The organism is Galbibacter sp. L-19 (assembly GCF_056857615.1).
Map to the genome: position 1 here is coordinate 75,468 of NZ_JBSXNL010000067.1, position 24,446 is coordinate 99,913.

The 24,446-nt window shown below is 31.8% G+C and carries 29 protein-coding genes; 14 read left to right on the forward strand and 15 right to left on the reverse strand.

The window, feature by feature from the left end:
* Positions 1–39: 39 nt before the first annotated feature.
* The 3 genes from AC13CQ_RS13595 to AC13CQ_RS13605 form a co-directional block, all read right to left on the reverse strand.
* Positions 40–1,719, reverse strand: coding sequence for a PspC domain-containing protein (locus tag AC13CQ_RS13595; RefSeq protein WP_337900464.1), 1,680 nt, complete (start codon positions 1,717–1,719; stop codon positions 40–42).
* Between the two features lie 11 nt (positions 1,720–1,730).
* The gene (locus AC13CQ_RS13600; RefSeq protein ID WP_008614155.1) at positions 1,731–2,054 is read right to left on the reverse strand and encodes a PadR family transcriptional regulator; all 324 of its coding nucleotides are present in this window, start codon (positions 2,052–2,054) and stop codon (positions 1,731–1,733) included.
* A 498-nt stretch (positions 2,055–2,552) separates the two neighbouring features.
* Positions 2,553–3,023: a DUF4870 domain-containing protein gene (locus AC13CQ_RS13605; RefSeq protein ID WP_008614156.1), complete on the reverse strand. Its 471-nt coding sequence runs from the start codon at positions 3,021–3,023 to the stop codon at positions 2,553–2,555.
* Positions 3,024–3,221: 198 nt separating this feature from the next.
* Between AC13CQ_RS13605 and AC13CQ_RS13610 the strand changes: the two genes are divergently transcribed.
* From AC13CQ_RS13610 to rocD, 3 genes are all read left to right on the forward strand, one after another.
* Positions 3,222–3,677, forward strand: a complete 456-nt coding sequence (locus AC13CQ_RS13610; protein ID WP_008614158.1) for a DUF4442 domain-containing protein — start codon at positions 3,222–3,224, stop codon at positions 3,675–3,677.
* A gap of 121 nt (positions 3,678–3,798) precedes the next feature.
* Complete coding sequence (locus AC13CQ_RS13615) at positions 3,799–4,599, forward strand: TIGR00266 family protein (RefSeq protein ID WP_008614167.1); 801 nt, start codon at positions 3,799–3,801, stop codon at positions 4,597–4,599.
* 355 nt (positions 4,600–4,954) lie between these two features.
* Positions 4,955–6,199: an ornithine--oxo-acid transaminase gene (gene rocD / locus AC13CQ_RS13620; RefSeq protein WP_008614168.1), complete on the forward strand. Its 1,245-nt coding sequence runs from the start codon at positions 4,955–4,957 to the stop codon at positions 6,197–6,199.
* Positions 6,200–6,378: 179 nt separating this feature from the next.
* Here the strand turns inward: rocD and AC13CQ_RS13625 are convergent, their stop codons facing one another.
* The gene (locus AC13CQ_RS13625) at positions 6,379–6,702 is read right to left on the reverse strand and encodes a CCC motif membrane protein (protein ID WP_335588200.1); all 324 of its coding nucleotides are present in this window, start codon (positions 6,700–6,702) and stop codon (positions 6,379–6,381) included.
* Positions 6,703–6,717: 15 nt separating this feature from the next.
* Entirely contained in the window at positions 6,718–7,017 is a 300-nt protein-coding gene (locus AC13CQ_RS13630; protein ID WP_008614171.1) for a DUF2752 domain-containing protein, read from the reverse strand.
* A 103-nt stretch (positions 7,018–7,120) separates the two neighbouring features.
* Here AC13CQ_RS13630 and AC13CQ_RS13635 point away from each other — a divergent pair, with 103 nt between their 5' ends.
* Positions 7,121–7,336, forward strand: coding sequence for a hypothetical protein (locus tag AC13CQ_RS13635; protein ID WP_335588199.1), 216 nt, complete (start codon positions 7,121–7,123; stop codon positions 7,334–7,336).
* Position 7,337: 1 nt separating this feature from the next.
* Positions 7,338–7,880 carry a Smr/MutS family protein gene (locus AC13CQ_RS13640; protein WP_008614173.1) on the forward strand — a complete coding sequence of 181 codons (543 nt, stop codon included), beginning with the start codon at positions 7,338–7,340 and terminating at the stop codon, positions 7,878–7,880.
* 132 nt (positions 7,881–8,012) lie between these two features.
* Here the strand turns inward: AC13CQ_RS13640 and AC13CQ_RS13645 are convergent, their stop codons facing one another.
* Complete coding sequence (locus tag AC13CQ_RS13645) at positions 8,013–8,921, reverse strand: hypothetical protein (protein WP_337900470.1); 909 nt, start codon at positions 8,919–8,921, stop codon at positions 8,013–8,015.
* A gap of 92 nt (positions 8,922–9,013) precedes the next feature.
* Here AC13CQ_RS13645 and AC13CQ_RS13650 point away from each other — a divergent pair, with 92 nt between their 5' ends.
* Positions 9,014–10,162 carry a cysteine desulfurase family protein gene (locus AC13CQ_RS13650; RefSeq protein WP_474507716.1) on the forward strand — a complete coding sequence of 383 codons (1,149 nt, stop codon included), beginning with the start codon at positions 9,014–9,016 and terminating at the stop codon, positions 10,160–10,162.
* Positions 10,163–10,235: 73 nt separating this feature from the next.
* Here the strand turns inward: AC13CQ_RS13650 and AC13CQ_RS13655 are convergent, their stop codons facing one another.
* The 7 genes from AC13CQ_RS13655 to AC13CQ_RS13685 form a co-directional block, all read right to left on the reverse strand.
* The gene (locus tag AC13CQ_RS13655) at positions 10,236–11,294 is read right to left on the reverse strand and encodes a nucleoid-associated protein (RefSeq protein WP_008614176.1); all 1,059 of its coding nucleotides are present in this window, start codon (positions 11,292–11,294) and stop codon (positions 10,236–10,238) included.
* A gap of 103 nt (positions 11,295–11,397) precedes the next feature.
* The gene (locus AC13CQ_RS13660) at positions 11,398–11,910 is read right to left on the reverse strand and encodes an IS1096 element passenger TnpR family protein (protein WP_008614177.1); all 513 of its coding nucleotides are present in this window, start codon (positions 11,908–11,910) and stop codon (positions 11,398–11,400) included.
* Positions 11,911–12,026: 116 nt separating this feature from the next.
* Positions 12,027–13,073, reverse strand: a complete 1,047-nt coding sequence (locus AC13CQ_RS13665) for a COX15/CtaA family protein (protein WP_474507717.1) — start codon at positions 13,071–13,073, stop codon at positions 12,027–12,029.
* A gap of 160 nt (positions 13,074–13,233) precedes the next feature.
* The gene (locus tag AC13CQ_RS13670; RefSeq protein ID WP_474507718.1) at positions 13,234–14,664 is read right to left on the reverse strand and encodes a CCA tRNA nucleotidyltransferase; all 1,431 of its coding nucleotides are present in this window, start codon (positions 14,662–14,664) and stop codon (positions 13,234–13,236) included.
* Between the two features lie 40 nt (positions 14,665–14,704).
* Complete coding sequence (locus tag AC13CQ_RS13675; protein ID WP_335588194.1) at positions 14,705–15,079, reverse strand: GxxExxY protein; 375 nt, start codon at positions 15,077–15,079, stop codon at positions 14,705–14,707.
* Between the two features lie 69 nt (positions 15,080–15,148).
* Entirely contained in the window at positions 15,149–15,709 is a 561-nt protein-coding gene (locus AC13CQ_RS13680) for an L-threonylcarbamoyladenylate synthase (protein ID WP_008614207.1), read from the reverse strand.
* Complete coding sequence (locus AC13CQ_RS13685; RefSeq protein WP_335588192.1) at positions 15,709–16,548, reverse strand: glycosyltransferase; 840 nt, start codon at positions 16,546–16,548, stop codon at positions 15,709–15,711. Before AC13CQ_RS13685 ends, AC13CQ_RS13680 begins: the two co-directional genes overlap by 1 nt.
* A 108-nt stretch (positions 16,549–16,656) precedes the next feature.
* On the opposite strand from AC13CQ_RS13685, the gene AC13CQ_RS13690 reads away from it, so the two are divergent.
* Both AC13CQ_RS13690 and AC13CQ_RS13695 read left to right on the forward strand, forming a co-directional pair.
* Positions 16,657–17,478, forward strand: coding sequence for a glycosyltransferase family 2 protein (locus tag AC13CQ_RS13690; RefSeq protein WP_337900474.1), 822 nt, complete (start codon positions 16,657–16,659; stop codon positions 17,476–17,478).
* A gap of 80 nt (positions 17,479–17,558) precedes the next feature.
* The gene (locus AC13CQ_RS13695; protein ID WP_337900475.1) at positions 17,559–18,500 is read left to right on the forward strand and encodes an NAD-dependent epimerase/dehydratase family protein; all 942 of its coding nucleotides are present in this window, start codon (positions 17,559–17,561) and stop codon (positions 18,498–18,500) included.
* A 4-nt stretch (positions 18,501–18,504) separates the two neighbouring features.
* Here the strand turns inward: AC13CQ_RS13695 and AC13CQ_RS13700 are convergent, their stop codons facing one another.
* Together AC13CQ_RS13700 and AC13CQ_RS13705 are read right to left on the reverse strand one after the other, a co-directional pair.
* On the reverse strand, positions 18,505–19,266 hold the full coding sequence (locus AC13CQ_RS13700) for a glycosyltransferase family 2 protein (RefSeq protein WP_337900476.1): 762 nt from the start codon (positions 19,264–19,266) through the stop codon (positions 18,505–18,507).
* Between the two features lie 192 nt (positions 19,267–19,458).
* Positions 19,459–20,274: a 2,3,4,5-tetrahydropyridine-2,6-dicarboxylate N-succinyltransferase gene (locus tag AC13CQ_RS13705; protein WP_008614226.1), complete on the reverse strand. Its 816-nt coding sequence runs from the start codon at positions 20,272–20,274 to the stop codon at positions 19,459–19,461.
* A gap of 508 nt (positions 20,275–20,782) precedes the next feature.
* On the opposite strand from AC13CQ_RS13705, the gene ruvX reads away from it, so the two are divergent.
* From ruvX to AC13CQ_RS13735, 6 genes are all read left to right on the forward strand, one after another.
* Positions 20,783–21,193, forward strand: coding sequence for a Holliday junction resolvase RuvX (gene ruvX, locus AC13CQ_RS13710; protein ID WP_008614229.1), 411 nt, complete (start codon positions 20,783–20,785; stop codon positions 21,191–21,193).
* Positions 21,194–21,482: 289 nt separating this feature from the next.
* Positions 21,483–21,902 (forward strand): T9SS type A sorting domain-containing protein, encoded by a 420-nt coding sequence (locus AC13CQ_RS13715; protein WP_008614231.1) that lies wholly within the window; start codon positions 21,483–21,485, stop codon positions 21,900–21,902.
* A gap of 102 nt (positions 21,903–22,004) precedes the next feature.
* Positions 22,005–22,595: a peptide deformylase gene (gene def, locus AC13CQ_RS13720; RefSeq protein ID WP_474507719.1), complete on the forward strand. Its 591-nt coding sequence runs from the start codon at positions 22,005–22,007 to the stop codon at positions 22,593–22,595.
* A 57-nt stretch (positions 22,596–22,652) separates the two neighbouring features.
* Positions 22,653–23,099, forward strand: a complete 447-nt coding sequence (locus AC13CQ_RS13725; protein ID WP_008614235.1) for a DUF5606 family protein — start codon at positions 22,653–22,655, stop codon at positions 23,097–23,099.
* 126 nt (positions 23,100–23,225) lie between these two features.
* Positions 23,226–23,735 (forward strand): hypothetical protein, encoded by a 510-nt coding sequence (locus AC13CQ_RS13730; protein WP_337900480.1) that lies wholly within the window; start codon positions 23,226–23,228, stop codon positions 23,733–23,735.
* Positions 23,723–24,415: an NRDE family protein gene (locus AC13CQ_RS13735; protein WP_474507720.1), complete on the forward strand. Its 693-nt coding sequence runs from the start codon at positions 23,723–23,725 to the stop codon at positions 24,413–24,415. Before AC13CQ_RS13730 ends, AC13CQ_RS13735 begins: the two co-directional genes overlap by 13 nt.
* Positions 24,416–24,446 lie beyond the last annotated feature (31 nt).

Sequence of the window (24,446 nt, forward strand, 5' to 3'; positions counted from 1 at the left end):
CGTTTTTTATTGATTGATTGGCCACATTGCGGCATTTATTTAGTTAATATGAGTGCTATCTATTTTAATTTCATAGTTAAGAGTATCTATTTCTTCTGAAGGAATACTATCTTCAATTACATCATCATTAGCATCTTCTAAATTTTCTTCAACAGGACAGTCCATACAATTTAAAACTCCATGATTATCCATTTTCCAAGTATGATTTGCTAAATCATTGCTATAGTAGTTTAGATTGTTTTTAATATTTCCTTCCATATGATAACGAGTAGAATTATGAAGCTTTACAAATGTATTTTCAGGAACATAAATAATAATTTCAATTTCTTGATCTCTAAATTTATTGTCGTAATCTGTTGTTAAATAATTATTTAAATATACAATATTGTTTTCTACACTAAACTCATAATCTATATTTTCAGCTCTTTTGAAAGCATCTTTATAGTTACTTCCTTGCGATTTCTTTTCAATTTCAATACGAGTTTCGTTATTAGGAGATTGTTTTATAAAAAACTCCATGTCTTCTCGGTAGATCATTTTTTCATCACCATCAACTACAATATCAAAATCAGAATCGTGATAATATCTATTTTTTAGATTTTGAGCTTCCATAACTCTAATCTCTAAAGTATCTTTTTGAACTATATTTAATACTTCTGTTTCTGTTGCCATTGCATCAAAAGAGTAATCTGTAGCAGTTCTGATTCCTAAAATTGTAAGTCCTATTACAGAAAGTAACCATATTCCTAGTAAAGAAAATTTCGCAAAGTTTCCAATAGATTTTAAATTGTTTACCAATATTTTTAGTCCTAAATAGAACAAGAAAAAGAATGGTATTCCAACAGCAAAAAATGAAAGGAGCGAAATAAGCCACACTGGAGCATCTACGGTAATGTCTACAAATTCTCTCCATGGTTGCGCTCCCCATAAATCAATCGTTCCTGCTGTAAAGAGACCTATTAATAAACTTATTAAAACAGTTGCTGCAAAAATTAAAACTATAATTCCAATAAGCTTTGCTACTACTTTAAAAAGGAATAGAATAACTGCTAGGATCGAATCAAAAAAATTTTTGGAATTTTTTTTTACCGATTGTCCCATTTTATCGTAATCTACACTTTTCACTTTTTCAGTAACTTCATCGAAACCCTCTTTAATTTTTTTTTCGATGTTACTAATATTAACAGGCTCTCCCGTCATGGCTATTTTTTGAGCTGTGGTAGCTGCTTCTGGAACCAAAATCCAAAATAAAATGTATACTAAAATTCCGAAACCAGATAATAGTGTTGTTAAAATAAATAACAATCGTACCCAAAGCGCATCAATTCCTAAATAGTAACTCAATCCAGCACATACACCACCAATATATTTATGGTCGGTATCTCTAAATAATTGCTTGTGAGGTTTTCTGGTATCCGATTTACTAGACTTAGGTTCGTCTTCAAAAATTTCTTCATCTACCAAATAGTCTTCTGGTTGTCCCATAATTGTAATAACCTCGTCTACTTCTTTAGTAGTAATAACTTGTCTTTCGTGCAGTAATCTTTCAGTAAAAAGCTCGGCAATTCGCGCTTCGATATCGGCAATAATTTCAGATTTCCCTTGAGAATCTGTAAAGGAGCGTTTAATAGCGTCCAAATAGCGCTGTAATTTTATATAGGCGTCTTCATCTATGTGGAAGAAGGTATTTGCCAAATTTATGTTGATAGTCTTATTCATAGTTAGTGTTTTTATTTTGTTACCAGGTTAACTGCGTTTCTTAGTTCGTCCCAAGTGGTGTTGAGTTCTTTTAAAAATAGTTTGCCATTCTCGGTTAGGGTGTAATACTTACGTGGAGGTCCGGATGTGGACTCCTCCCAACGGTAACTTAATAACCCTGCGTTTTTCAGTCTTGTTAATAGCGGATAAATAGTTCCTTCTACTACAAGCATTTTTGCGTCTTTTAAGGTCTCAAGAATTTCTGAAGCATATTTATCCTCATTTTCTATGATGGATAAAATACAGTATTCCAAAACCCCTTTTCGCATTTGTGCTTTTGTGTTTTCTATATTCATGGTTTCATGATACTTTTTGTTAAACTGTTCGTTTTTTGATTGCCCACAAAGTGGGGTTTGATTGATTTGATTGATGACTCACAATGTGAGGTTTTTATTTTTTTAGGTTCAAAGGGGCAAAGATTGAATGATTGAATGATTGAATGATTGAAAGATTGAAAGATTGAAAGATTGAAAGATTGAAAGATTGAAAGATTTTGTCATGTCTCCTGTCTCTTATCTCTTATCTCCTGTTTCTTGTCTCTTATCTCTTGTCTCTTATCTCTTGTCTATTGTCTATTGTCTCCTGTCTCCTGTCTCCTGTCTTCTGTCTTCTGTCTCCTGTCTTCTGTCTCCTGTCTTCTGTCTCTTGTCTCTTGTTTCTTGTCTCTTATCTCTTATCTCTTGTCTCTTGTCTCTTGTCTCTTGTCTCTTGTCTCTTGTCTCTTGTCTCTTGTCTCCTGTCTTCTGTCTCTTATCTCTTGTCTCTTATCTCCTGTCTCTTGTCTACAAAAAAACTTACTTTATAAATTTTATAGTTAATGGGTAATTATATACTAAGCCGTCATTAGCTCTTATGGTTGCAATAATTGTACAAAACACATCCATAAGTAAGAGTCCTATTCCAAGCATTGCAATAATACTTATGAGCCCAGCGTTCCATCCGAAACTAGAAATATGATCAAAATTAAAATCTACATTATGACTATTGTGCTCTAAAATATTTGTAAAGCCAATAAACTCCCATGCAGTAAATAATGCAATCGGGATCATTACTATTCCTAATATAATACTGTAAAGCAAAATACTTATTTGAAAGTTTATAGCTTCTTTTCCATTCTCATCTATAAACTCCCATTTGTCTTTATTAGAAGTCCAAATAAGTAGGGGAATAATAAAATTTCCAAAAGGAATAAAATACTTTGAGAAGGTAGACAGATGAATAACTGCCGATACGTTCTTTTGATGTTTGCTTATGGATGTATCCATGTTCGTTTTTTTTTGATTGATTGATTGATGATGAATTTTAGTAAGAAATATATAACCTACTAATTTCTATTACAAATATATGTCTAAAAAAAGGTATTATGCAAAACATAGTACTAATATTTAACAAAAATTTAAGAATGTTAAATTATGTGGAAATTGATTTTTAATGAATAAATTACAACTCTAAATTAGATTTAAATGAAGTTAACACCATCACAATTAAATAAATTTTCAATGGTAAAGCTACCGTCTGCTTGGTTTTGCGGGGTTAGGGTAGTAGCAATTAACGATACCTCATGTACAACTACAGTAAAACACAGATGGATTAATCAGAATCCTTTTAATTCTATGTTTTGGGCAGTACAAGGAATGGCAGCAGAATTAGCTACTGGAGCAATTGTAATTGGGAAGATTAAAGAAGAGCAAGCTAAAATTTCAATGCTAGTAGCCAATAACAAAGCTAATTTTTCAAAAAAAGCAAAAGGAAGAATAACTTTTGTATGTAATGATGGTCATTTAATAGATGAAGCAATAAAAAATACCTTAGCTACTGGAGAAGGGCAAACTTTTTGGATGCAATCTGTAGGAAAAGATGAGGCTGGAGATATTGTTTCTACTTTTGATTTTGAATGGACGGTTAGAGTTAAGAGTTAAAAAGTTAAAAAGTAAAAGTAAAAAGTGAAGAAGTTAACTTTTATGAGTGTATTTATAGTTTTTAAGATGTAACAAAATTGCTTTTAGAACTACCTATTAATAAACCAAAAACTTATTTATTATGACAGCACACGAAATAGATTATCAGATTTACGGAGAAGAAATGCAATATGTGGAAATAGAACTAGATCCACAAGAAGCAGTAGTTGCCGAGGCAGGTAGTTTTATGATGATGGACAGCGGACTCCAAATGGATACTATTTTTGGAGACGGTTCTAACCAAGATAGAGGCGTTCTAGGAAAGTTATTTTCTGCTGGAAAACGATTGTTAACAGGGGAAAGTTTGTTTATGACGGCTTTTTTAAATACAGATTTAGGAAAAAGAAAAGTAAGCTTTGCTTCTCCTTATCCTGGAAAAATAATTCCTATTGATTTAACTAAATATAGAGGAAAGTTTATTTGTCAAAAAGATGCTTTTTTATGTGCAGCGAAAGGTGTTTCTGTGGGAATTGAATTCTCTCGAAAACTAGGGCGTGGATTCTTTGGAGGAGAAGGTTTTATTATGCAAAAGCTAGAAGGAGATGGAATGGCATTTGTACACGCTGGAGGAACACTAGCCAGAAGAGAATTGGCTGCTGGAGAAGTTCTGAAAGTAGATACGGGTTGTATTGTAGGTTTTACTAAAGATATAGATTATGATATCGAGTTTATAGGAGGAATTAAAAATACCGTTTTTGGAGGAGAAGGTTTATTTTTTGCAAGTCTTAGAGGTCCAGGAGTTGTGTATATTCAATCCTTACCTTTTAGCAGGTTAGCTAGTCGTGTGTTTGCTGCAGCGCCCCGACAAGGCGGGAAAGATAGAGGCGAAGGGAGTATACTTGGAGGTCTTGGAGATATTTTAGATGGCGATAATAGATTTTAGTTACTAACTGTACAATTTAGATTAAAAAAATAACGTTCGATTATTCCACTATTTCGAAGAAGGATTTTGAAAATTAAGCCCTTTATAATGGAGTTAAATCCCTCATTGAGGGTTTTATTCCCCAAAGCCTGTCCAGAGTTTACCGAAGGGTTCTACGTCGAAATGGATTAAAATATTTTTCCTTTGAATACCTCGTAGGCTTGCCTCGAAGTAGTTGATTATCGATTATCTAGTAAAATAGAGGCGCTCTTTTGAGAATCCTTTAAATATTTTGTAATTTGCAGCCACTGCATGGATGATTTCTCTCCGTAAGAAGGAATTGTATAGTTTCACATTTTTAAATTTCGATTTCAGAATGGCAGTTTTGGAAAAATTAACTTCGCAAGATGCAATTGCATTAGAGAACAAGTATGGCGCACACAATTATCATCCGCTTCCTGTGGTATTAAGCAGAGGAGAAGGGGTATTTATGTGGGATGCCGAGGACAAAAAATATTACGACTTTCTATCGGCTTACTCTGCCGTAAATCAAGGTCATTGTCATCCACGAATTATAAATGCTATGATGGAGCAAGCAAAAACACTTACGCTTACTTCTCGTGCTTTTTATAATGATGTTTTGGGTGTTTTTGAAAAGTATGCAACGTCATATTTTGGTTTTGATAAGCTTTTACCTATGAATACAGGTGCGGAAGCTGTAGAGACTGCTATAAAAATATGTAGAAAATGGGCATATGAGAAAAAAGGAATAGCGGAAGAGAAGGCTCAGATTATTGTTTGTGAAAATAATTTTCATGGGAGAACAACCACAATTATATCTTTTTCAAATGATGAAGATGCACGTAAGAATTTTGGGCCTTATACTCCAGGATTTATTAAAATTCCTTATGATAATACAGAGGCGTTAGAAAAAGCTTTAAAAGAAAATACTAACATCGCAGGTTTTTTAGTAGAACCAATTCAAGGAGAAGCTGGAGTTTACGTTCCTTCTGAAGGGTATCTAACAAAAGCAAAAGCACTTTGTAAAGAGCATGGGGTTTTATTTATTGCTGATGAAATTCAGACTGGAATTGCAAGAACTGGGAAATTGTTGGCGGTAGATCATGAAAATGTAAAACCAGACATGCTTATTCTAGGAAAAGCAATTAGTGGTGGCGTATATCCTGTGAGTGCTGTATTGGCAAACGATGACGTAATGGGTGTTATAAAACCGGGTCAGCACGGAAGTACATTTGGAGGAAATCCTGTGGCTGCAGTTGTAGCTATGGAAGCTCTGGAAGTAGTGAAAGATGAAGGACTAGCTAAAAATGCTGAGACATTAGGAACGTTATTCAGAAGTGAACTTCAAAAATATATTGATAATAGCACTATTGTTAAGTTAGTTAGAGGAAAAGGATTATTAAACGCTATTGTAATTAACGATAGTGAAGATAGTTCTACCGCATGGGATATTTGTATGTCCTTAAAAGAAAATGGCCTTTTAGCAAAACCAACGCATGGTAATATTATTCGTTTTGCACCACCTTTGGTAATGACAGAAGAGCAATTACACGATTGTATTTCTATTATTACAAAAACTTTGAAAGAGTTCGAAAAATAAAGTTGTGTGTAAACAAGGTATAAAAAAATCCCCGCGATAGCGGGGATTTTTTAGTTCTAATTAATTACCTCGGGGGCAAGTCCACGAAGCATCTTTAACTTATTTCAACGCAGAGCCTTTGATATACTCAGAACAGGCTCTGGGGAATTAGATACTCTATAAGGAATTAAATAAGGATTTTATTGCTCAATTCCCCATTGTTCCAATATTTCTTGTTGTTGTAACTGTATTTCATCCCAACCTATAGTAGCTATTCGATAGATAGTAACAGCTAAATATAGAAGGTTTATTATAAGAACAACAAGAGCCACAGTTTTTGCTGTTTGCATAGCTTTTACATTGTCGTAATTTTCAGGATTTAATTGTGCTTGCTTAATTTTACTGTTTGCCATAAAAAAAGCAATACCTGCAGGGATAAACCCTAATCCTGCAAAGCAGCAGCATAAAAAACCTAAAATTGATAAAACATAATGTAAGGTTGGATTTAGTCTTTGTTTTTCCATAAAATTTAATTAATGTTAATTGATTATTTTTATAATATAGCTAATTATTATAGTAGAAATAGTAATAATTGCAAATCCATATTTTAACCTTTCTATAAGCTTGATATTTGTAAAAGTAGAAGCAATTATAAACCCAATAAACATTATTAAAGGATATATAGCGGGGTACATTTTAAAAGCTGCTACAAACTCTCCTTGAAACAATAATGCCACAGAGCGTTGTAAACCGCATCCTAAACATTCCATCCCAAAAAGTTTTTTATTCAGGCATGGCAGCATAAAGTCTTCTGCTTTGGTAAATAATAAAAAGGTCATTGTGTGTTATACTAAAAACTATTGTAAACTTATTAAAAACTTATTAAACCTAACTTGTTTCAATATATTATTTTTGTAGCTTAATGTATTAAATGATTATGAAATGAAGTTAGTTTCTCTATTATGTATTGTGGCTGGCGCCATATTAGTTTTTATGTTTAACGATCAATCGGAATATGATAAATACCTGAAAATACTAGGCTTTATTCTATTAATGTTTGGATTGTATCAATCAACTAAACTATGGGTGAAAGACAATCCTAAAGAAGATAAAAAGGAAGATGAAAAAAGCTTAGAAGATCATTTAAAAGATAATTAAAATGAAATTTCAAGTAGGAGATACTGTTGAGGTTTTAGATGATGCTATTAAGGGAAAGGTAACTAAACTAGTAGGAACCTCTGTGTTTATTGATACAGAAGATGGTTTCCCGATGGAATTTCAAGAAAATGAGTTGGTAAAAATTAGTGCTTCCAACGAATTGAAGGTTAGTAATATTGACGTCTACCGAGCAGTTAAAGAAAAGAAAAAAGGAGAGAAAAAGTTTAAGAAATCGGTTAAAGTGGAAAGGGTAATGCCTCCTATGGAAGTTGATTTGCATATTCATAAACTTACCGAGTCCACAAGGGGAATGACTAATTTTGACATGCTAAACCTTCAAGTGGATACTGCAAAGCACAAGTTGGAATTTGCTATTCAGAATAGAATTCAGAAAATAGTTTTTATTCACGGTATAGGAGAAGGTGTACTTCGTACAGAGTTAGAATATTTATTTGGACGTTATAGCAATATAACCTATTACGATGCCGATTATAGAACCTATGGTTTAGGAGCCACCGAAGTTTATATTTATCAAAATAAATAAATTTATTAAGCCTAATATTGGTTAAAAAAATATAATTATTTTGTAAGCTAGCTTATAAATTCTAACCACAAATTCGTGGCAAACAGATTTTTCAGATTGTTACAAACCATAATACTTTATGTGTAGAGTGGTTTATTTTTCGGTTTGGGTAACTTTAGTTTCAATGATACCGTATAAATATTCTTCTACATCAAATTTAATTTCTTCATCTCCATTTTGTAATTTGAAACCATCAATAATCATAATTTCACTACTGTAAATAGATTGGTATTCATTTTTCTTTAATCCAAATACATCTGTAGTAGCAGTAGCTGCAGTTGTGGTAAGATAATTAGGAACTTTCTGACCTTCAATTTCAGTAGTATCGTTTGCTGGATTTCCGTCTCCATTTAAATCTTCATCAATTGTAAGAATTCCATCATCATCATCATCGTTATCTAAATAATTAGGAATACCATCTCCATCAGTATCTGTAAATATTACTTGATTTAAGTCGTCAAAATCTATTTCGTCTTTTGTAAACACGTTATCATTATCATCATCTCGGTCTATATAATCTGGGATACCATCGCCATCACTATCTCTAGAAGCTTCTTTATTTACAGTGCCATCTTCATTATAAACTACTCCTTCTTGAGCGGTTGGTACACCATCTTGATCATCATCTTCAAGGGTAGTAACAATTCTTATAGTTCCGCTAGGCGCATACCATTCTTCTGTAACAAGAGGTGTTGTTGGCGGTACAGTTTGGCAGAAGTATGAACTTTTAACTTCAGCATCAAAAATTCTGTATAAAACTTGGTTTGACGTATTGTTAATTGGGAATTCTAGAGTGTCTACTTCTTTGAAATTAACAGTACTGGAAGTTATTTTTACGATAAGGGCTTCAGTTCCGTTTTCAGAGATTTTAAATAATGTAGTATTGCTACAAGGATTATTAATTTCTGTGTCGTCAAATTCGAGACGTTCGATTATAAAATCCCCATCATCACAACTACTTAGCATTATTGATATAAAAACAAAAAAGAAGACTCTTTTCATACTTAAAATTTTAAAACTTAAACAAATGTAAAACATACAAAGTTATAACGAAATTTATTGCGAATAATTTTAATTAAAAGTACTTTTGCGCCATGCAAAAAGTGTATTTAGACAGTGCTGCTACAACGCAGGTGAGAGCGGAAGTGATTGAGAAAATGCAGGAAGCATTGGCAACATTCTACGGAAATCCGTCTTCTACTCATAGTTTTGGTAGATCCGCTAAAACTCAAATAGAAAAAGCACGTAAAACAATAGCAAAACGACTTAATGCGAGTCCGTCTGAAATTATATTCACTTCTGGAGGTACGGAAGCTGATAATATGATTTTACGTTGTGCTGTTCGAGATTTAGAAATAAAACATATTATAACCTCTAAAATAGAGCACCATGCGGTTTTACATACCGTAGAACAACTTGAAGAGGAATATGGAGTGAAAATTTCGTATGTAAAATTGAACGAATGTGGAACGCCAAGTTTAGAGGATTTAGAGACTTTACTTAAAGAAAATTCTGAAAAGACATTAGTGAGTTTAATGCATGTAAATAACGAAATTGGAAACATGATCGATATTGATGTATTTGCAGATAAGTGTAAAGAGTATAATGCTTTATTTCATTCAGATAGTGTCCAATCTATTGGGCATTGGGAGTGGGATGTGCAAAAAACTAAAGTCGACTTTTTAACGGCAGCGGCTCATAAATTTCATGGACCCAAAGGAATAGGTTTTGCATTTATCAGAAAAAATATACCCTTAAAACAATTAATTCACGGAGGATCTCAGGAACGAGGATTTAGAGCAGGAACAGAGCCTTTTCATAATATTGTTGGTTTAGAGGAAGCTTTTATACAGGCCTATGATCATTTAGATGAAGAACGTACTTATGTTACCGAGCTAAAAGAGTATTTTATGAAAGAACTCTCTAATGCAATGCCTGGTGTTAAGTATAATGGAAATTGTGCAGATAATGAAAAAAGTACTTATACTTTAGTAAATGCATGTTTGCCATTAAGTGCCGATAAAGGAGCTTTACTTTTATTTCAACTAGATATTAAAGGTATTGCATGCTCTAAAGGAAGCGCTTGTCAAAGTGGAAGCGCTGCAGGTTCTCATGTGCTTACTGAAATTTTAAATGAAGAAGATTCTCAAAGACCTTCTGTAAGATTTTCATTTTCTAAATACAATACAAAGGAAGAATTAGATTACGTTGTTGCTTGTTTAAAGGAATTTGCCAATAGCTAATACAAGTAAAAAGAAGAATATAAAAAAAACGTTCCTCATTGAGGAACGTTTTTTTTAGTAATCTATTGTAATATTAACTTTTCTGTTCTTTATTGAAGTAAACAAGGTAGTAATACATTTGTTTTTCTTCGTCCCATCCTTTTTCTACAAATTTCTCAGCAGATTCTGGATTGATAAAGTCCATTTTTATTTGAATGTTAGTGTCTAAATTAATTACATTCTTAATTTTTTTACGAGCATCAGAAACGGCTTTGTTTGCAATAGGAAATGAAGATACATCTTCAATACTATATTTTGGACCTTTTTCTGTTTTGTAATTTTTAAATTCAGGAATCAAATCTGGATTATCCATTACTTCGTTTAAGAAACTAGTTTCTTCAAAATCATCGTTTTTTGCAAAATGATTCACAGCACGATTCATAAACATTACTTCTTCTTTTTTGTCTTCTGCTGGTAAAACAACATCTTTGGCAAAGTCTTGACAAAACTTAAGATATTTTTTGGTAAAAAAAGTTTCATCTGTAAGCGCATCAACATTTAAAAAGTTTTCTAGCCAATATTTAGTATCGTAACGGTTACTGTCTACAGATAAAATTTTAAAGCCTTCTTCTTTATTTTTATTGATAATAAGACACCCTTTGTCAAGTTTGTTAATATTAATACCATGGCGGATTAATATTTCAAGGTTAGTTCCTTTTTCTTCAAACTCTAGAAAATCATGTTTTAACTCTGATTTAAAAACACCAATAGCATCAATCTTTTCATTATCAATTACAACATCCGAGAGGTACGTTACATATACTTCTCCGCTTTTTATATGCGGATGGTTGGATTGATCGTATAAATGTGTTGCTATACTTTTTGATACTTTATGAATACTGGCTGGATCTTCAAAAACCTCGGTAGCCATAGTGTATAATTCATTGTATTCTAAATCAACCTCATGGTCAAAACGGTAATAATTTTCTTCTTTTTCACGAAAAGGCTTAAAAAAATATTCTTTTAATAAACCAGTAATTTCGTCATTTAAGCGGTAAGGTTCTTCTGAAAAGAAAGTACCTTCATTTTTACTTTTATTTCCAATTCTATGAATGGAAAGACTTTCAATTTGTGTAAGATATAAATTGATCATTTAATAAGTTAAAAGTTAAATTGTTAGATTAAAAGTCTGAGAAAAAAGAAAATTTTTAATGTATTCTTTTTGTATTTTTTATTTTAAATCCCTTCTAAAAGGACTAATTCCAATGTTCGTCAAAATTGAAATCATCTAAATTATCCAAGTCGTAATCGTCGTCCATATTGTCCTCATCTTCTGATAAGTCTTCTGCTTCGAACTTTTTTACTGGAGGCGCATCTGGTAATTGCCCATGTACATATAGGAGATTAGGATAAATTGCTCCATCTTCTTTCTCGGCTATCTCGGCTAATTCAACAAAAAATGTCCACATACTAAAAAAGTCGTACACATATATTAGATTTCTGTTGTTTTCATTTAAAATATCCTCAATAATAGTTTCAGACATCAGTCTTACCTCACTTCCAGAGTCGCTCATATCAAAAAGGGCGATTTCTTCTCCTTGATTCCATTCTTCATCACTTACATAAAATGACGCCATTTCAGTTCCATCAAAACCAAAAGCTTGAGAAACTGCATTATGAAAATCTTCAAGTGTGCTATTTCCTTCAACTTCAATATCTCGAAAAACATCTTCCTCTAAGTCGAGTATAATTCTAAATTTATAAATCATTAATTCTAGTTTTTTCAGCGTGGTGCAAGTTACAAAGTTTTGTGTTGAATTCCACTAAGTCTTCATGATTTCCGTAGACAATTATTGTTGAAAATATATTGTTTTATACCGTTCAATTAGCTTATGTTCTTGCTTTGAGGGACTTGGTTTTTATTTGTTTTTGCCTCAAGAAGTAAATAAAATTGAATCCCAAATAAAATAGAAGCAATGACTAAATGTAATGCCTGACTACCAAAAGGAAAATGGAAGTAGAACATCCCAATTCCTGTTAATATTTCTATAATAATAAATGCTAAAACCCAATTTACTTTTGAAAATCCAAGGTTTAACTTTTTATTTCTGAGGAATAAAAATACGTTTACTAAAAAGATTAATACGGATAAAGACCGGTGGATGTAAAAATCGATTTCAGGATTTGCTAACCATTGATTCTTTGCCATTGTTCCATAAACATCAGTTTGTTCATCTATAAATTGTCGAACCTGTGTTCCTAAAACTATTTGTATGAGTGTAAGGATTAAAGCTGCTACTAGGATACTTGAAAACAGACTATTTGATTTAAGAGTTTTATTTTTTTCTTTAGTCTGATAGATAATAATAAGAATAAAAGCAACAATTACAAGAGCCATAACCATATGTAATGTAATCCTAATTGGCGCTAAAACTGAATATACAACTGTAGCACCAAGCCAAGCTTGGAAGCCCATTCCAAAAACTGTAAGCCATGCTAGAATAGGAATCCATTTATTTTTTTTCCGATATGAAAACGATGCAAATGCTAAAATAAGTGTAGCAAAACCAGCTAAGGCACCAAACAATCGGTTTATATATTCCACCCAAGTATGCGACGGATTGAAAACAGCGTAATCATGTTTTGTATAGGTCTCCCAATGAGATTCTGTATAGGTGTTTCCAGTAGTGAAGTCTTCTTTAGCTACTTTTAACGTTTTATCTATAATAATAACTTGTCCTTTTTTGAATTCTCTTTTAGGCTGCCATTCAAGTTGAGAAATTTCAGTAGGAGGAATGTAATACCCAAAACACTTTGGCCAATCTGGACACCCCATACCACTACCTGTCATACGCACCACAGCTCCAGCTATAATTACTAGATACACTAATACAAGTGTGATTTTTGCTATTTTTCTAAAATTGTTTTTCACTTTTTAAGGTTCAAAGGTTCAAAGGTTCAAAGGTTTCAAAAGGTTCAGAGGTTCAAAGGTTCAGAGGTTCAGAGGTTCAGAGACTCAAAAGATTAAAAATATTCAAAGGTTTTTTGTTTTTATTTCTACACAAACTAAATACATTTACTTTGCCACTTTGCTATTTCTCAACAGGTGTTAATCCAAGTTTTTTTCCTCTTTTTAACATGAATTCGAAAGCAGCATCATGTTCATTCGGAATTTCGCCTTCTAAAATTGCTTCTTTAATAGCCTCTTTTATAATTCCAATTTCTTTTGAAGGTTTGATATTAAAAGTTTCCATTATTTCTGCACCATCAACTGGAGGTTGGAAATTTCGTACATGATCTCTTTCTTCAACTTCAGCTATTTTCTGACGAACAATTTTAAAGTTGTTGTTGTATTTTTTAAAACGTTTAGGATTTTTAGTAGTAATATCAGCCTCACAAAGAGTCATTAAATCTTCTACGTGGTTTCCAGCATCAAAAATTAATCGTCTTACAGCCGAATCGGTTACTATATCCTGAGCCAATACAATTGGTCGAGAACTCATTAAAACGAGCTTTTGTACCAGTTTCATTTTATCATTTAGAGGCATATGCAGGCGTTTAAATAGTTTATAAACCATTTTAGAGCCTACAAATTCGTGTCCGTGAAAGGTCCAGCCAATTTTTTCATCAAAACGCTTAGTAGGTGCTTTTCCGATATCGTGTAATAAAGCAGCCCATCGCAACCAAAGGTCATCTGTGTTTTTAGCAATATTATCTACTACCTCAAGCGTATGCCAGAAATTATCTTTATGCTTTTGTCCTTCCTTCTCTTCAATGCCTTGAAGGTTTGTTAATTCGGGCATAATAATAGGTAATAATCCTGTTTTGAATAATAGAGAAAAGCCAATAGAAGGTTTTTCACTAAGTAATATTTTATTTAGTTCATCTACAATACGCTCGTTTGAGATAATTTTTATTCGTTCTCTATTTTTTTTAATTGCTTGAAGCGATTTATTTTCAATAATGAAATCAAGCTGTGAGGCAAATCTTATAGCACGCATCATTCTTAACGGATCATCAGAATACGTAATATCTGGATCCAATGGGGTTCTAATAATTTTATTTTCAAGGTCAGAAATCCCATTAAAGGGATCTAGAAGTTCTCCATAGCTCTCTTTGTTTAAAGAAATAGCCAGCGCATTAATTGTGAAATCTCTTCTATTTTGGTCGTCTTCTAAAGTACCGTTTTCAACAACTGGTTTCCTACTATCAAAGTGGTAGCTTTCCTTCCGAGCTCCTACAAATTCTACTTCTAAATCTTCAAAACGAATCATGGCCGTTCCGAAGTTTTTAAAAACAGAAATCTTAGTCTTCTTTTCTATATTTGAAGCCACTTCTTTTGCTAAATCAATTCCGCTACCAAGCGCTACAACATCAATATCTTTTGGAATTCCTCTTTCTAGTAGAAAATCGCGTACAAAACCACCAATAACATAGCTTTTCAGGTTTAAAGAAGCAGATGCTTTTTCGATAATTTCAAAAATTGGATTTTGAATCGCAGTAATGATCTTTTTATTTGACATTCATTTCTTTTTTTGCCACAAATTCACTAATATTTTATAATTAGTAAATAATTCTCCTGTGGTCTAATAAATCTTTATGGAAATTAGCCAATAATGCTAATTTTAATTTTGAAACTTTTAAGTAATTTATACATTGAGCAAAATGTTTATCATGCAAATTATCACATGATTTAACTTCTAAGATAATTTTATCAAAAACAACAAAATCTGCATAGAATTTATGAGGTAAAGTAATATTTTTATATGAAACTTTAAACTCTTTTTCTCTTTCGAAAGGAATATTTAAAGACTTAAACTCATACTCTAATGCATCTTTATATACAATTTCAGAAAAACCACTTCCTAACTGATTATAAATTTCAAAAAGCACCCCTACAATACTATAACTTTCATCTTTATAAATTAATGTGCTCATTATAAATTTGTGTATTAGTGGCTTTTCAATTTATGAATTACCAGATTAGAACTGATACTGCCTACTATATTACTTCCGAATAATCTTAACAGTAGCATCATTTCCTATTTTTATAATAGAAGAAGGGCGACTGTTAGTCTTTTCGCGGTGCAAATTTACCACATAGTCAACACCTTTTAAAATTTCCTTAGCTATTTCTGAAAAGCTTTTTGGTGTAGGCATACCACTTATGTTGGCAGAAGTAGAAATAATAGGTCGCTTGAATTGCCTAATTAATTTCTGGCAAAACTCATCTGATGCTACACGAATGGCAAGTGTGTTGTCTTCAGGAATTAGATTTTTAGCAACATTAATTGGTCTATCATATATAATAGTGGTGGGTCTATCTGCTAATTCAACAATATCAAAAGCAGCATCAGGGATTTCATAAACATATTTTTGAAGCATTCTAATATCAGAAACTAGTGAAATTAATGCCTTACTATCGTCTCTTTTTTTTAATTCATACACTTTTTTGATAGCCTCTTCATTGGTAGCATCGCAACCAATCCCCCAAACGGTATCGGTAGGGTAGAGTATAAGCCCACCTTTATTAAGGATTTCAAGGGTGTTTTGGATTTCTTGATTCATTATTTGTATAAGCTTAACTTTCGTTTTATATCTTTATATGATGTTCTCCATTGGGAAGAAATTTCATTCTTTTTACTTTGAAATTTCCAGTCTGAAACATCAATGATATTTTCTAAAATTTGATTTTGTATGGTTTTGTCTAAATGAAATTCATCGAATAATCTTTGAAGGTTTACTTTTCCATAGCCTACAAATTCATTGACTTTATTTTCAAAATGTATTATAGACATCCAAACCCTTTTGTTTGGGACTCTAATTACTTGTTTCTCTTTTTTCCACCCTGAATGCGTTTTATGCCAAACACTCTTAGGGTTTTCATTTTTTTCGATTAGAGAAATAAAGGGATTAAAAGCTTGTTTTCTTTTCCCTAATTTTATATTCGGGCTTATTTGAAGTGTGTAACCATCCAGGAAATCAACCCCAGTATAAGTTTGCTTATTAAATGTTTTCTGAACTTCTTCAATATAATTTTTACTTATACTATCATCATTATCAATACGAGAAGTAATAATATAATCTGACGTATTTTCATTAAGAATTTTTTGGATGGTAGGTAGAAATTTAGACATTCCATCTACATAAACAGGAGTGAAATTCTCAAAATCAAATTTATAACTTTCAATTTTTTTCTTGAAATTATTGGGAGTGTTTTTATCAAAAAAAACTAACCATTTAAAATTTTTATTGGTTTGAGATTTTACAGAAGGAATGCAGAAGTTTTCAAAAAGGACAAATCTGTTTTCTAACCATTTTTTGGTAAGAACAGGACTGTTATTTTTTGAGATTTTCCAATCATCTTTTCTAAGATTAAAACGCGTTATTATAAAGTGATTAAACATAAAGTTATTTATATTTTATATATAAAGTAAAATAAAAGATTATGTACTTTTGCTTTACTATAAAGGTCAAATTTAAGTTTTTTTGTCATAGTATTTTAATTAAACAAAATGAATACCAAATCAATCTCCATAATTATTAGTACCTATAATTCTGAGACTTGGCTCGAGAAAGTATTGTGGGGTTATCAAAATCAAAAGTTTAAAGATTTTGAAATGATTATTGCGGACGATGGCTCGGGGCCGAAAACAGAGGTACTCATCCAAAAAATGCAAGTAGAAGTATTTTATCCAATAAACCATATTTGGCAAGAAGATAATGGATTTCAGAAGTCTAAAATACTAAACAAAGCTATTCTAGCTTGTAATACACCCTATATTGTAATGAGTGATGGTGATTGTATTCCAAGACCAGACTTTTTAGAAGTTCATAATACTTTAAAAGAAGAAGGTTATTTTTTATCTGGTGGATATTTTAAACTACCAATGTCAACATCAAAACTTATAACTAAAGAGGATATTATATCGGGAAGATGTTTTGATATGAAGTGGTTAAAAAAAAATGGAGTACCCAGTTCTTTTAAATTGAATAAACTTACACAAAGTAATTTTAAAGCCAGCTTTTTAAATTTTATAACTCCTACCAAAGCCACTTGGAATGGAAATAATTCTTCTGGATGGAAAAAAGACATCACCGCTGTGAATGGAATGGACGAGCGTATGCAATATGGGGGACAAGATTGTGAGCTTGGAGAAAGAATGAGTAATAATGGTATAAAATCTAAGCAAATACGTTATAGCACTACATGTATTCATTTGGATCATTCTAGAGGTTATAAAAATGAAGAAAGCATAGCTAAAAATGACGCTATTAGAAAGAATACTAGGATGCATAATTGTATTTGGACTGATTTTGGGATAGAAAAAAAATAATTTGGTTGCCATTGAAGAATATAACTTTTTAATAAAGTTTTACCTTTGCGATGGTAATTCTAAGAAGATAAAAAGAAAGAATGAAAATATTAGTAACTGGAGCAGCTGGGTTTATTGGTTCTCACACAGCAGAATTTTTTGCAAATGAAGGACACCAAGTATATGGAATCGATAATTTTTCTTCGTATTACAATCCAGCATTGAAGAAATTAAATTTAGCAGATGTAGAGAAAGCTGGAGTTACTTTTATTGAAGCTGATATAATCAGCAATTTAAAAGAAAAGCTGCCTACAGACTTCGACTATGTTTTTCATTTTGCTGCACAGCCTGGTATTTCTGCTACAACAAGTTTGGAGGAGTATGTTCAGAATAATATTTTCGCGACACAAAATTTATTAGATTGGGTGAAAGAAACTTCTCCTAATCTCAAACTGTTTGTAAACATAGCAACTTCTTCTATTTACGGAAAAGAGGCAACGCTACCAGAAACAGCCTTACCTAAGCCAGTTTCTTTTTATGGAACTACCAAATTAGCAGCAGAACAATTGGCTTTAGGAGAGCAAAGAGCAGGGAAATTAAATGCCTGTTCTTTACGCTTATATTCGGTTTATGGACCTAGAGAACGTCCAGAGAAGTTGTATACAAAGTTGATAAAATCGATATACGATCAAACCGAATTTCCACTATTTGAGGGGAGCGAAAAGCATTCTCGGAGCTTTACGTATGTAGGCGATATTGTGAAAGGAATGGCGGCAGTAATAGGTAAGGAGCGTAAAATTAATGGAGAAATAATTAATATAGGCTCGGATGTGGAATATACTACACAACAGGGAATCGAATTGATAGAAAAAATTATAGGACTTAAAGCAAAAATAAAAATTACTCCGCCACGACCTGGCGACCAATTACGTACGACGGCTCTAATTGATAAAGCCAGAAAATTATTAAGTTATGAGCCAGAAACTTCTTTTGAAGTTGGACTGGAAAAACAAGTAGATTGGTATAGGGAGAAATTTTTATAAAATATTATTCGCTTTGCAATTTTTTAAGTTCTCTAAAACGTTCATAAACTCCTAATGCATTTAAATAACAAATAGTAACTCCTTTAGCACCATCTAGAATGCCAAGTCTAATAATATAATGATTAAAAAATTTCCAAGTAGGACGTAAATATTGCTGAAGGACATTCCATTTTTTTCCTTTTAAAAAAGACTCTTTGGCTTTTAATTGCCCGTATTTGAGCATTTTACCTTTATAGTCTTCATAGTTTTTATAAGAGTAATGAATTAATTTTTCTTTTAGAAACCCTTCAGTTCCATTAACTTTTAAGGTCTCATGAACAATCCTTTCATTTATAAATTCGCATGAATTCTTTTTAAATAAGCGGTAGACTTTATCGGTTTGCCAACCACTAAAATAGAGTCGCTTATTTTTAAACATAAAGGTTCTGTAATTCCAATAAGCATCTTTAGCAGTTGGATTATTTATGGTGAGAATTATTTCCTTTTCGAGTTTTGGAGTTACACGTTCATCAGCATCAAAAAAATAGACCCAGTTATATTGAGCACAACTTAAAGCATAGGATTTCTGCTTGGTAAAATTCTCAAAAGGATGTTGTATGGCAGTAATTTTAGGATGATTTTGAAGATATTCCCAAGTACCATCAGTACTAAAGGAATCGACTACAATAATTTCATCAGCAAAAAGAATACTTTCAATACAATCTTTAATATAATCCACCTCATTATATGTAATAATTACTGCGGATAACTTTGCTTTTGTGCTCAAATTTCTATTTTTTGTAAAGGTATTGCCTTCCGTCAAAATAAAAAAATCCGAAAGACACTAGTGTCCATCGGATTTTACTCGATAATCGAGTTTTGAGTATTTTGATGCTTGTATAGAAATACTATTTGTTTTTCCTTCTAATACTTTGGTAGGTTATACCAAGAAAGCATTAACTATAATTTTTTTTTAGGATTATACAGCAACATCATATTCACGAAGTGCATCGTTTAAAGATGTTTTCTTATTAGTACTTTCCTTACGTTTCCCTATAATTAAAGCACAAGGAACATTAAATTCTCCTGCAGGAAATTTTTTGGTATAACTTCCAGGAATAACCACCGATCTGGCTGGCACATATCCTTTGATTTCTACAGGTTCGTCTCCGGTAACATCAATTATTTTGGTAGAACCTGTTAGTACTACATTAGCACCTAAAACAGCTTCTTTTTCAACGCGAATTCCTTCAACAACAATACATCTTGAACCAATAAATGCATTGTCTTCTATAATTACGGGAGCAGCTTGTAATGGCTCTAAAACCCCTCCAATTCCAACACCCCCGCTAAGGTGAACATTCTTACCTATTTGAGCGCAACTTCCTACAGTAGCCCATGTGTCTACCATAGTTCCTTCATCAACATACGCACCTATATTTACATAACTAGGCATTAAAATAGTACCTGCCGAAATATAAGCTCCATGTCTGGCAACCGCAGCAGGAACAACGCGGATTCCTTTTTCAGCATAATTTCTTTTTAATGGAATTTTGTCATGAAATTCAAGTGGTCCAACTTCTAAAGTTTCCATTTTCTGGATTGGGAAGTATAAAACAACTGCTTTTTTAACCCATTCGTTTACTTGCCAGCCGTTTTCTGTAGGCTCAGCTACCCGAAGTTTACCTTCATCTAATAAAGAAACAACTTCTCTAATAGTATTTACAGTATTTTCGTCTTTAAGTAATTCCCTGTTCTCCCAGGCATTCTCTATGATTGTACGTATCTCGTTCATCTAAATTAAAATTTTTACAAATATAAAACTGTTCAACTTATTTAACCTACTATTTTACAACTATAACATTTTATAACATTTTGTTTAAAATAATACAATAATTTAGAAGTTGGTTAATTTCTTATAAACGTTTTAAAAAGTTTACTTTTGTAAAAAGTATTATTGTTGTCCGATAAAAGTTAACGGAATTTATTGAACTCCACTTACATCAAGGTTTAAATCTCTCATAGAGGGTTTAATTCCCCAGAGCTTGTACTGAGTTTGCCGAAGTACTCTGCGTCGAAATGAGTTAAATTTGTTTCCTTTGAATACCTCGCGGACTTGCCCCGAGGTAGTTGATTGGAGTTTTAAAAATAGACCCCTTGCTATTAGTAAAAATGAATAAAAAAGAGAATTTTTGAAATGTAGTCTTTTTAAGCTGCTTATTTTGTGGTAGTTAAGGCTTATTTTTTTCTTATAGCGAAGCGGTCTTGTGTTTTACTCGGACATTAATGAAAAAGTATATAAAATGGGAAGAATATTAGCAATAGATTTTGGAGAGAAAAGAACAGGAATAGCAGTTACAGATGAGCTCCAAATTATAGCGTCTGGGCTTACTACAGTAGCTACTACAACGCTTTTGTCTTTTTTAAAAGAATACATAGCTAAGGAAAATGTAGAATTAATTGTTGTAGGACAGCCAAAGCGTTTAAATAACGATTTTTCGGACGTAGAGCAAGTAATTCTTACCTACATTGAAAAACTAAAAGCTGCATTTCCGGAACTCCCTATAGAACGTGTTGATGAACGATTTACTTCGAAAATAGCTTTTCAAAGCATGATAGATAGCGGGGTTAAGAAAAAACAACGCCGTAGTAAAGAGCTGTTAGATGAAGTAAGCGCTACAGTAATTTTACAATCTTATTTATATAACAAATAATTATTTCTTTCTTAATACTTTGAATCCCTCATTGAGGGTTTAATTTCCCAGAGCCTGTTCTGAGTATATCGAAGTGTACTACGTCGAAATGGATTAAAATATTTTCCTTTGAATACCTCGTAGGCTTGCCTCGAGGTAGTTGATTATTTTCAGTTTTATTGAAAAAAAGTTACTTATATGTAGGAACACCCTATTTTTGTATGGGATTTTTTTTAACTTTGTATTTGATAACTAGTTTGTTAAATAGTATAGTGCTATTTATAAATTATTAAAAAATATAGTGAATGAAATGAGAATTACCCTACTTTTATGCTTATTTATTCAATTTGTTTTTCCGTTTTCGGTAAACAATGAAACAATGATTGTGCCCCACACTAAATCATTAACCACGAACCCTCTCACTCCTCCAAAAGCCCCTCTTTGGTCTTTGGAAAGTATGTTATCTTTTTACCCTGATCATTCAGTTCAAAACGATTCTTTAAAAGTGTATCCCAACCCTATTAATCAGAAAGATATGTTGAATATCTCAATGGTAGAGGCAGGGAAGAAACGATTAACTTTTTATGATATTACTGGAAAAATGGTAAAAGTTATAGAAACAGAACGTAAATCTTTTGCTTTTAGTATTTCAGATATTGGAACTGGCGTGTACATATTGAATGTATCATCAGTAAATTTTCAAACAACAAAAAAGGTAATTGTAAAGTAAGAATTTACTTTATTTCCTTACTTATTTAAGTATCTTTTGCTACTTTCCATAGCATTATTAGAATTACTTTGTATTTTTGCAACCTTAATTTTAATAATTATTATGATATTACCAATTGTAGCATATGGTGATCCCGTTCTGAGGAAGGTAGCAAAAGATATTCCTAAAGATTATCCAAAACTGGATATTCTTATTGAGAATATGTTTGAAACTATGTACAATGCATATGGAGTTGGTTTAGCAGCGCCACAAATAGGATTACCAATACGTCTTTTTGTTATAGATGCCACCGCTTTTGCAGATGATGATGAGCTTTCGGAAAAAGAAAAGGAACAATTAACAGGTTTTAAAAAGGTATTTATTAACCCTACAATTATAGAAGAAACAGGTGAAGAATGGACCTTTAATGAGGGTTGTTTAAGCATACCAGATATTCGAGAAGATGTTACTAGAAATGCTATTATTAAAATTGAATATTACGATGCCGATTTTAATAAACACATTGAAGAATTTGATGGATTAGCAGCTCGTGTAATTCAGCATGAATACGACCATATTGAAGGGGTTTTGTTTACAGATAAGTTGTCCTCATTAAAAAAGAGACTCTTAAAAGGAAAACTTACCAGTATCTCCAAAGGGAAAATAAAAATAGATTACAAAATGCGTTTTCCAGATGCTAAAAAAGCACGTTAAACGTTTTGAAAATATAATCAAAGCATAGATATTTGCGATCTCAAAAAAATAAAATTTATGGGCTTAGATAAAATATTAGCTATTTCGGGAAAACCTGGACTTTATGAATTAAAAGCACAAACTAGATCTGGTTTTGTTGCTGAATCCTTATTAGATGGAAAAAAAATAAGCGTAGGTTTAAGAAATAATGTTAGCCTACTTTCTGAAATAGCCATTTATACACTTACAGAAGAAGTTCCGCTCCGAGAGGTTTTAAATAAAATTAAGGAGAAGGAAAATGGAGGAAAAACAAGCATTAGTCATAAAGATTCTAAAATTAAACTAGAAGAATACTTTTTTGAAGTACTTCCAGATTATGATGAAGATAAAGTATATCCTAGTGATATTAAGAAAGTAATACAATGGTATAACTTACTTCATGATAAGGGAATTACTACTTTTGAAGCAGAAGAGAATACGGAAACGAAAGAGGAAGAAGTTACTTCTGAAAAGGAAGAGAAATAGAATATTTTTTATAAAATGTTAATAAAAAGGAAGCCTGCTCATTGTAGCAGGCTTCCTTTTTTTAGTAAATTTATAATGTAAGGAAGTTATTATTTAAGCTACTTATATTTTGATATAGATTTACTTATGATTCAAAACACCACAAACACTACTTTAAATCAGCTTAAAGAGATTATAAAAGTTCTTTCTTCCGAACAATTTTCTACTCCTTTAATTATCTTAAATAATTCTTCCGTAGGAATGCATGTAAGGCATATTTTAGAATTTTATCAATGTTTACTTGATGGAATCGAAACTGGAATTGTTAATTACGATATGCGTAAGCGTAATGTAAAATTGGAAACCCAGCCAACGTATTGCATTGAAGTTATTAATGAGATTCTGACATATTTAAAAAAGAATCAAGAGAATATAGAGTTGTGCTTAAAAGGTTGTTACTGCCATACAGAAGAAACAATACAAATAGAAGTCAAAACAAGTTTAGATAGAGAGTTAATCTATAATATAGAACATACTGTTCATCATTTAGCTATTATAAGAATAGGAATTAATGCAATTGACAGCTCAATTACTTTAAATGATTCTGTAGGAATAGCTTCTTCAACCATCAGAAATAAAAATATATGTGCACAGTAAGTTATATTCCTACAAAAGACGGGTTTTACCTAACTTCAAATCGTGATGAAGACCCATTGAGGGAAACATTACCGCCAAAAAGTGTTGATATTAATACTGGAGTTACTTTAATAGCACCAATTGATAAAGAAAAAGGAGGAAGTTGGATTGCAACAGATTCTATATCTAGAGCCGCTTGTTTGTTAAATGGAGGTTTTGAAAAGCATAAACGAAAACTTCCCTATGCAAAAAGTAGGGGATATATGGTTTTTGATGCGTTTAAATATACTAATTTTCAAACCTTTATAGAAGACGTTAATCTTGAAAATATAGAGCCCTTTACCTTAATTTTAATTGATGATTTTTTGCAGGTTTTAGTTTGGGATGGCAATAAAAAACATATTCAATTTCTAAGTAAAACAATCCCGCATCTATGGTCGTCTGCCACTTTATATGATGAAGATACACATAACAAAAAAATAGCTGTATTTAATGTTTTTTTGAAAAATAATACTATTTCTTCGGAGGCTATTTTAACGCTTCATGGAGTTAAAAGTGATACTGAATTTGTGTTGAATTTTCTAGAAGTTAAAACTGTAAGCACTACACAAATACTTAAAAAAGGAGAAAATACTGAGATGACTTATTATCAAAAAAAGAATGTAGATAAGGATGAATATAAGGTTACAAATATTTGTTAGTTTTTAAAATGAAAAATTAATTTTTACTAAA

Excerpts from the sequence above, each read along its gene's own strand:
- AC13CQ_RS13595 (WP_337900464.1), bottom strand. The coding sequence starts at position 1,719 with ATGAATAAGACTATCAACATAAATTTGGCAAATACCTTCTTCCACATA.
- AC13CQ_RS13600 (WP_008614155.1), bottom strand. The coding sequence starts at position 2,054 with ATGAATATAGAAAACACAAAAGCACAAATGCGAAAAGGGGTTTTGGAA.
- AC13CQ_RS13605 (WP_008614156.1), bottom strand. The coding sequence starts at position 3,023 with ATGGATACATCCATAAGCAAACATCAAAAGAACGTATCGGCAGTTATT.
- AC13CQ_RS13610 (WP_008614158.1), top strand. The coding sequence starts at position 3,222 with ATGAAGTTAACACCATCACAATTAAATAAATTTTCAATGGTAAAGCTA.
- AC13CQ_RS13615 (WP_008614167.1), top strand. The coding sequence starts at position 3,799 with ATGACAGCACACGAAATAGATTATCAGATTTACGGAGAAGAAATGCAA.
- rocD (WP_008614168.1), top strand. The coding sequence starts at position 4,955 with ATGGCAGTTTTGGAAAAATTAACTTCGCAAGATGCAATTGCATTAGAG.
- AC13CQ_RS13625 (WP_335588200.1), bottom strand. The coding sequence starts at position 6,702 with ATGGAAAAACAAAGACTAAATCCAACCTTACATTATGTTTTATCAATT.
- AC13CQ_RS13630 (WP_008614171.1), bottom strand. The coding sequence starts at position 7,017 with ATGACCTTTTTATTATTTACCAAAGCAGAAGACTTTATGCTGCCATGC.
- AC13CQ_RS13635 (WP_335588199.1), top strand. The coding sequence starts at position 7,121 with ATGAAGTTAGTTTCTCTATTATGTATTGTGGCTGGCGCCATATTAGTT.
- AC13CQ_RS13640 (WP_008614173.1), top strand. The coding sequence starts at position 7,338 with ATGAAATTTCAAGTAGGAGATACTGTTGAGGTTTTAGATGATGCTATT.
- AC13CQ_RS13645 (WP_337900470.1), bottom strand. The coding sequence starts at position 8,921 with ATGAAAAGAGTCTTCTTTTTTGTTTTTATATCAATAATGCTAAGTAGT.
- AC13CQ_RS13650 (WP_474507716.1), top strand. The coding sequence starts at position 9,014 with ATGCAAAAAGTGTATTTAGACAGTGCTGCTACAACGCAGGTGAGAGCG.
- AC13CQ_RS13655 (WP_008614176.1), bottom strand. The coding sequence starts at position 11,294 with ATGATCAATTTATATCTTACACAAATTGAAAGTCTTTCCATTCATAGA.
- AC13CQ_RS13660 (WP_008614177.1), bottom strand. The coding sequence starts at position 11,910 with ATGATTTATAAATTTAGAATTATACTCGACTTAGAGGAAGATGTTTTT.
- AC13CQ_RS13670 (WP_474507718.1), bottom strand. The coding sequence starts at position 14,664 with ATGTCAAATAAAAAGATCATTACTGCGATTCAAAATCCAATTTTTGAA.
- AC13CQ_RS13675 (WP_335588194.1), bottom strand. The coding sequence starts at position 15,079 with ATGAGCACATTAATTTATAAAGATGAAAGTTATAGTATTGTAGGGGTG.
- AC13CQ_RS13680 (WP_008614207.1), bottom strand. The coding sequence starts at position 15,709 with ATGAATCAAGAAATCCAAAACACCCTTGAAATCCTTAATAAAGGTGGG.
- AC13CQ_RS13685 (WP_335588192.1), bottom strand. The coding sequence starts at position 16,548 with ATGTTTAATCACTTTATAATAACGCGTTTTAATCTTAGAAAAGATGAT.
- AC13CQ_RS13690 (WP_337900474.1), top strand. The coding sequence starts at position 16,657 with ATGAATACCAAATCAATCTCCATAATTATTAGTACCTATAATTCTGAG.
- AC13CQ_RS13695 (WP_337900475.1), top strand. The coding sequence starts at position 17,559 with ATGAAAATATTAGTAACTGGAGCAGCTGGGTTTATTGGTTCTCACACA.
- AC13CQ_RS13705 (WP_008614226.1), bottom strand. The coding sequence starts at position 20,274 with ATGAACGAGATACGTACAATCATAGAGAATGCCTGGGAGAACAGGGAA.
- ruvX (WP_008614229.1), top strand. The coding sequence starts at position 20,783 with ATGGGAAGAATATTAGCAATAGATTTTGGAGAGAAAAGAACAGGAATA.
- AC13CQ_RS13715 (WP_008614231.1), top strand. The coding sequence starts at position 21,483 with ATGAGAATTACCCTACTTTTATGCTTATTTATTCAATTTGTTTTTCCG.
- def (WP_474507719.1), top strand. The coding sequence starts at position 22,005 with ATGATATTACCAATTGTAGCATATGGTGATCCCGTTCTGAGGAAGGTA.
- AC13CQ_RS13725 (WP_008614235.1), top strand. The coding sequence starts at position 22,653 with ATGGGCTTAGATAAAATATTAGCTATTTCGGGAAAACCTGGACTTTAT.
- AC13CQ_RS13730 (WP_337900480.1), top strand. The coding sequence starts at position 23,226 with ATGATTCAAAACACCACAAACACTACTTTAAATCAGCTTAAAGAGATT.
- AC13CQ_RS13735 (WP_474507720.1), top strand. The coding sequence starts at position 23,723 with ATGTGCACAGTAAGTTATATTCCTACAAAAGACGGGTTTTACCTAACT.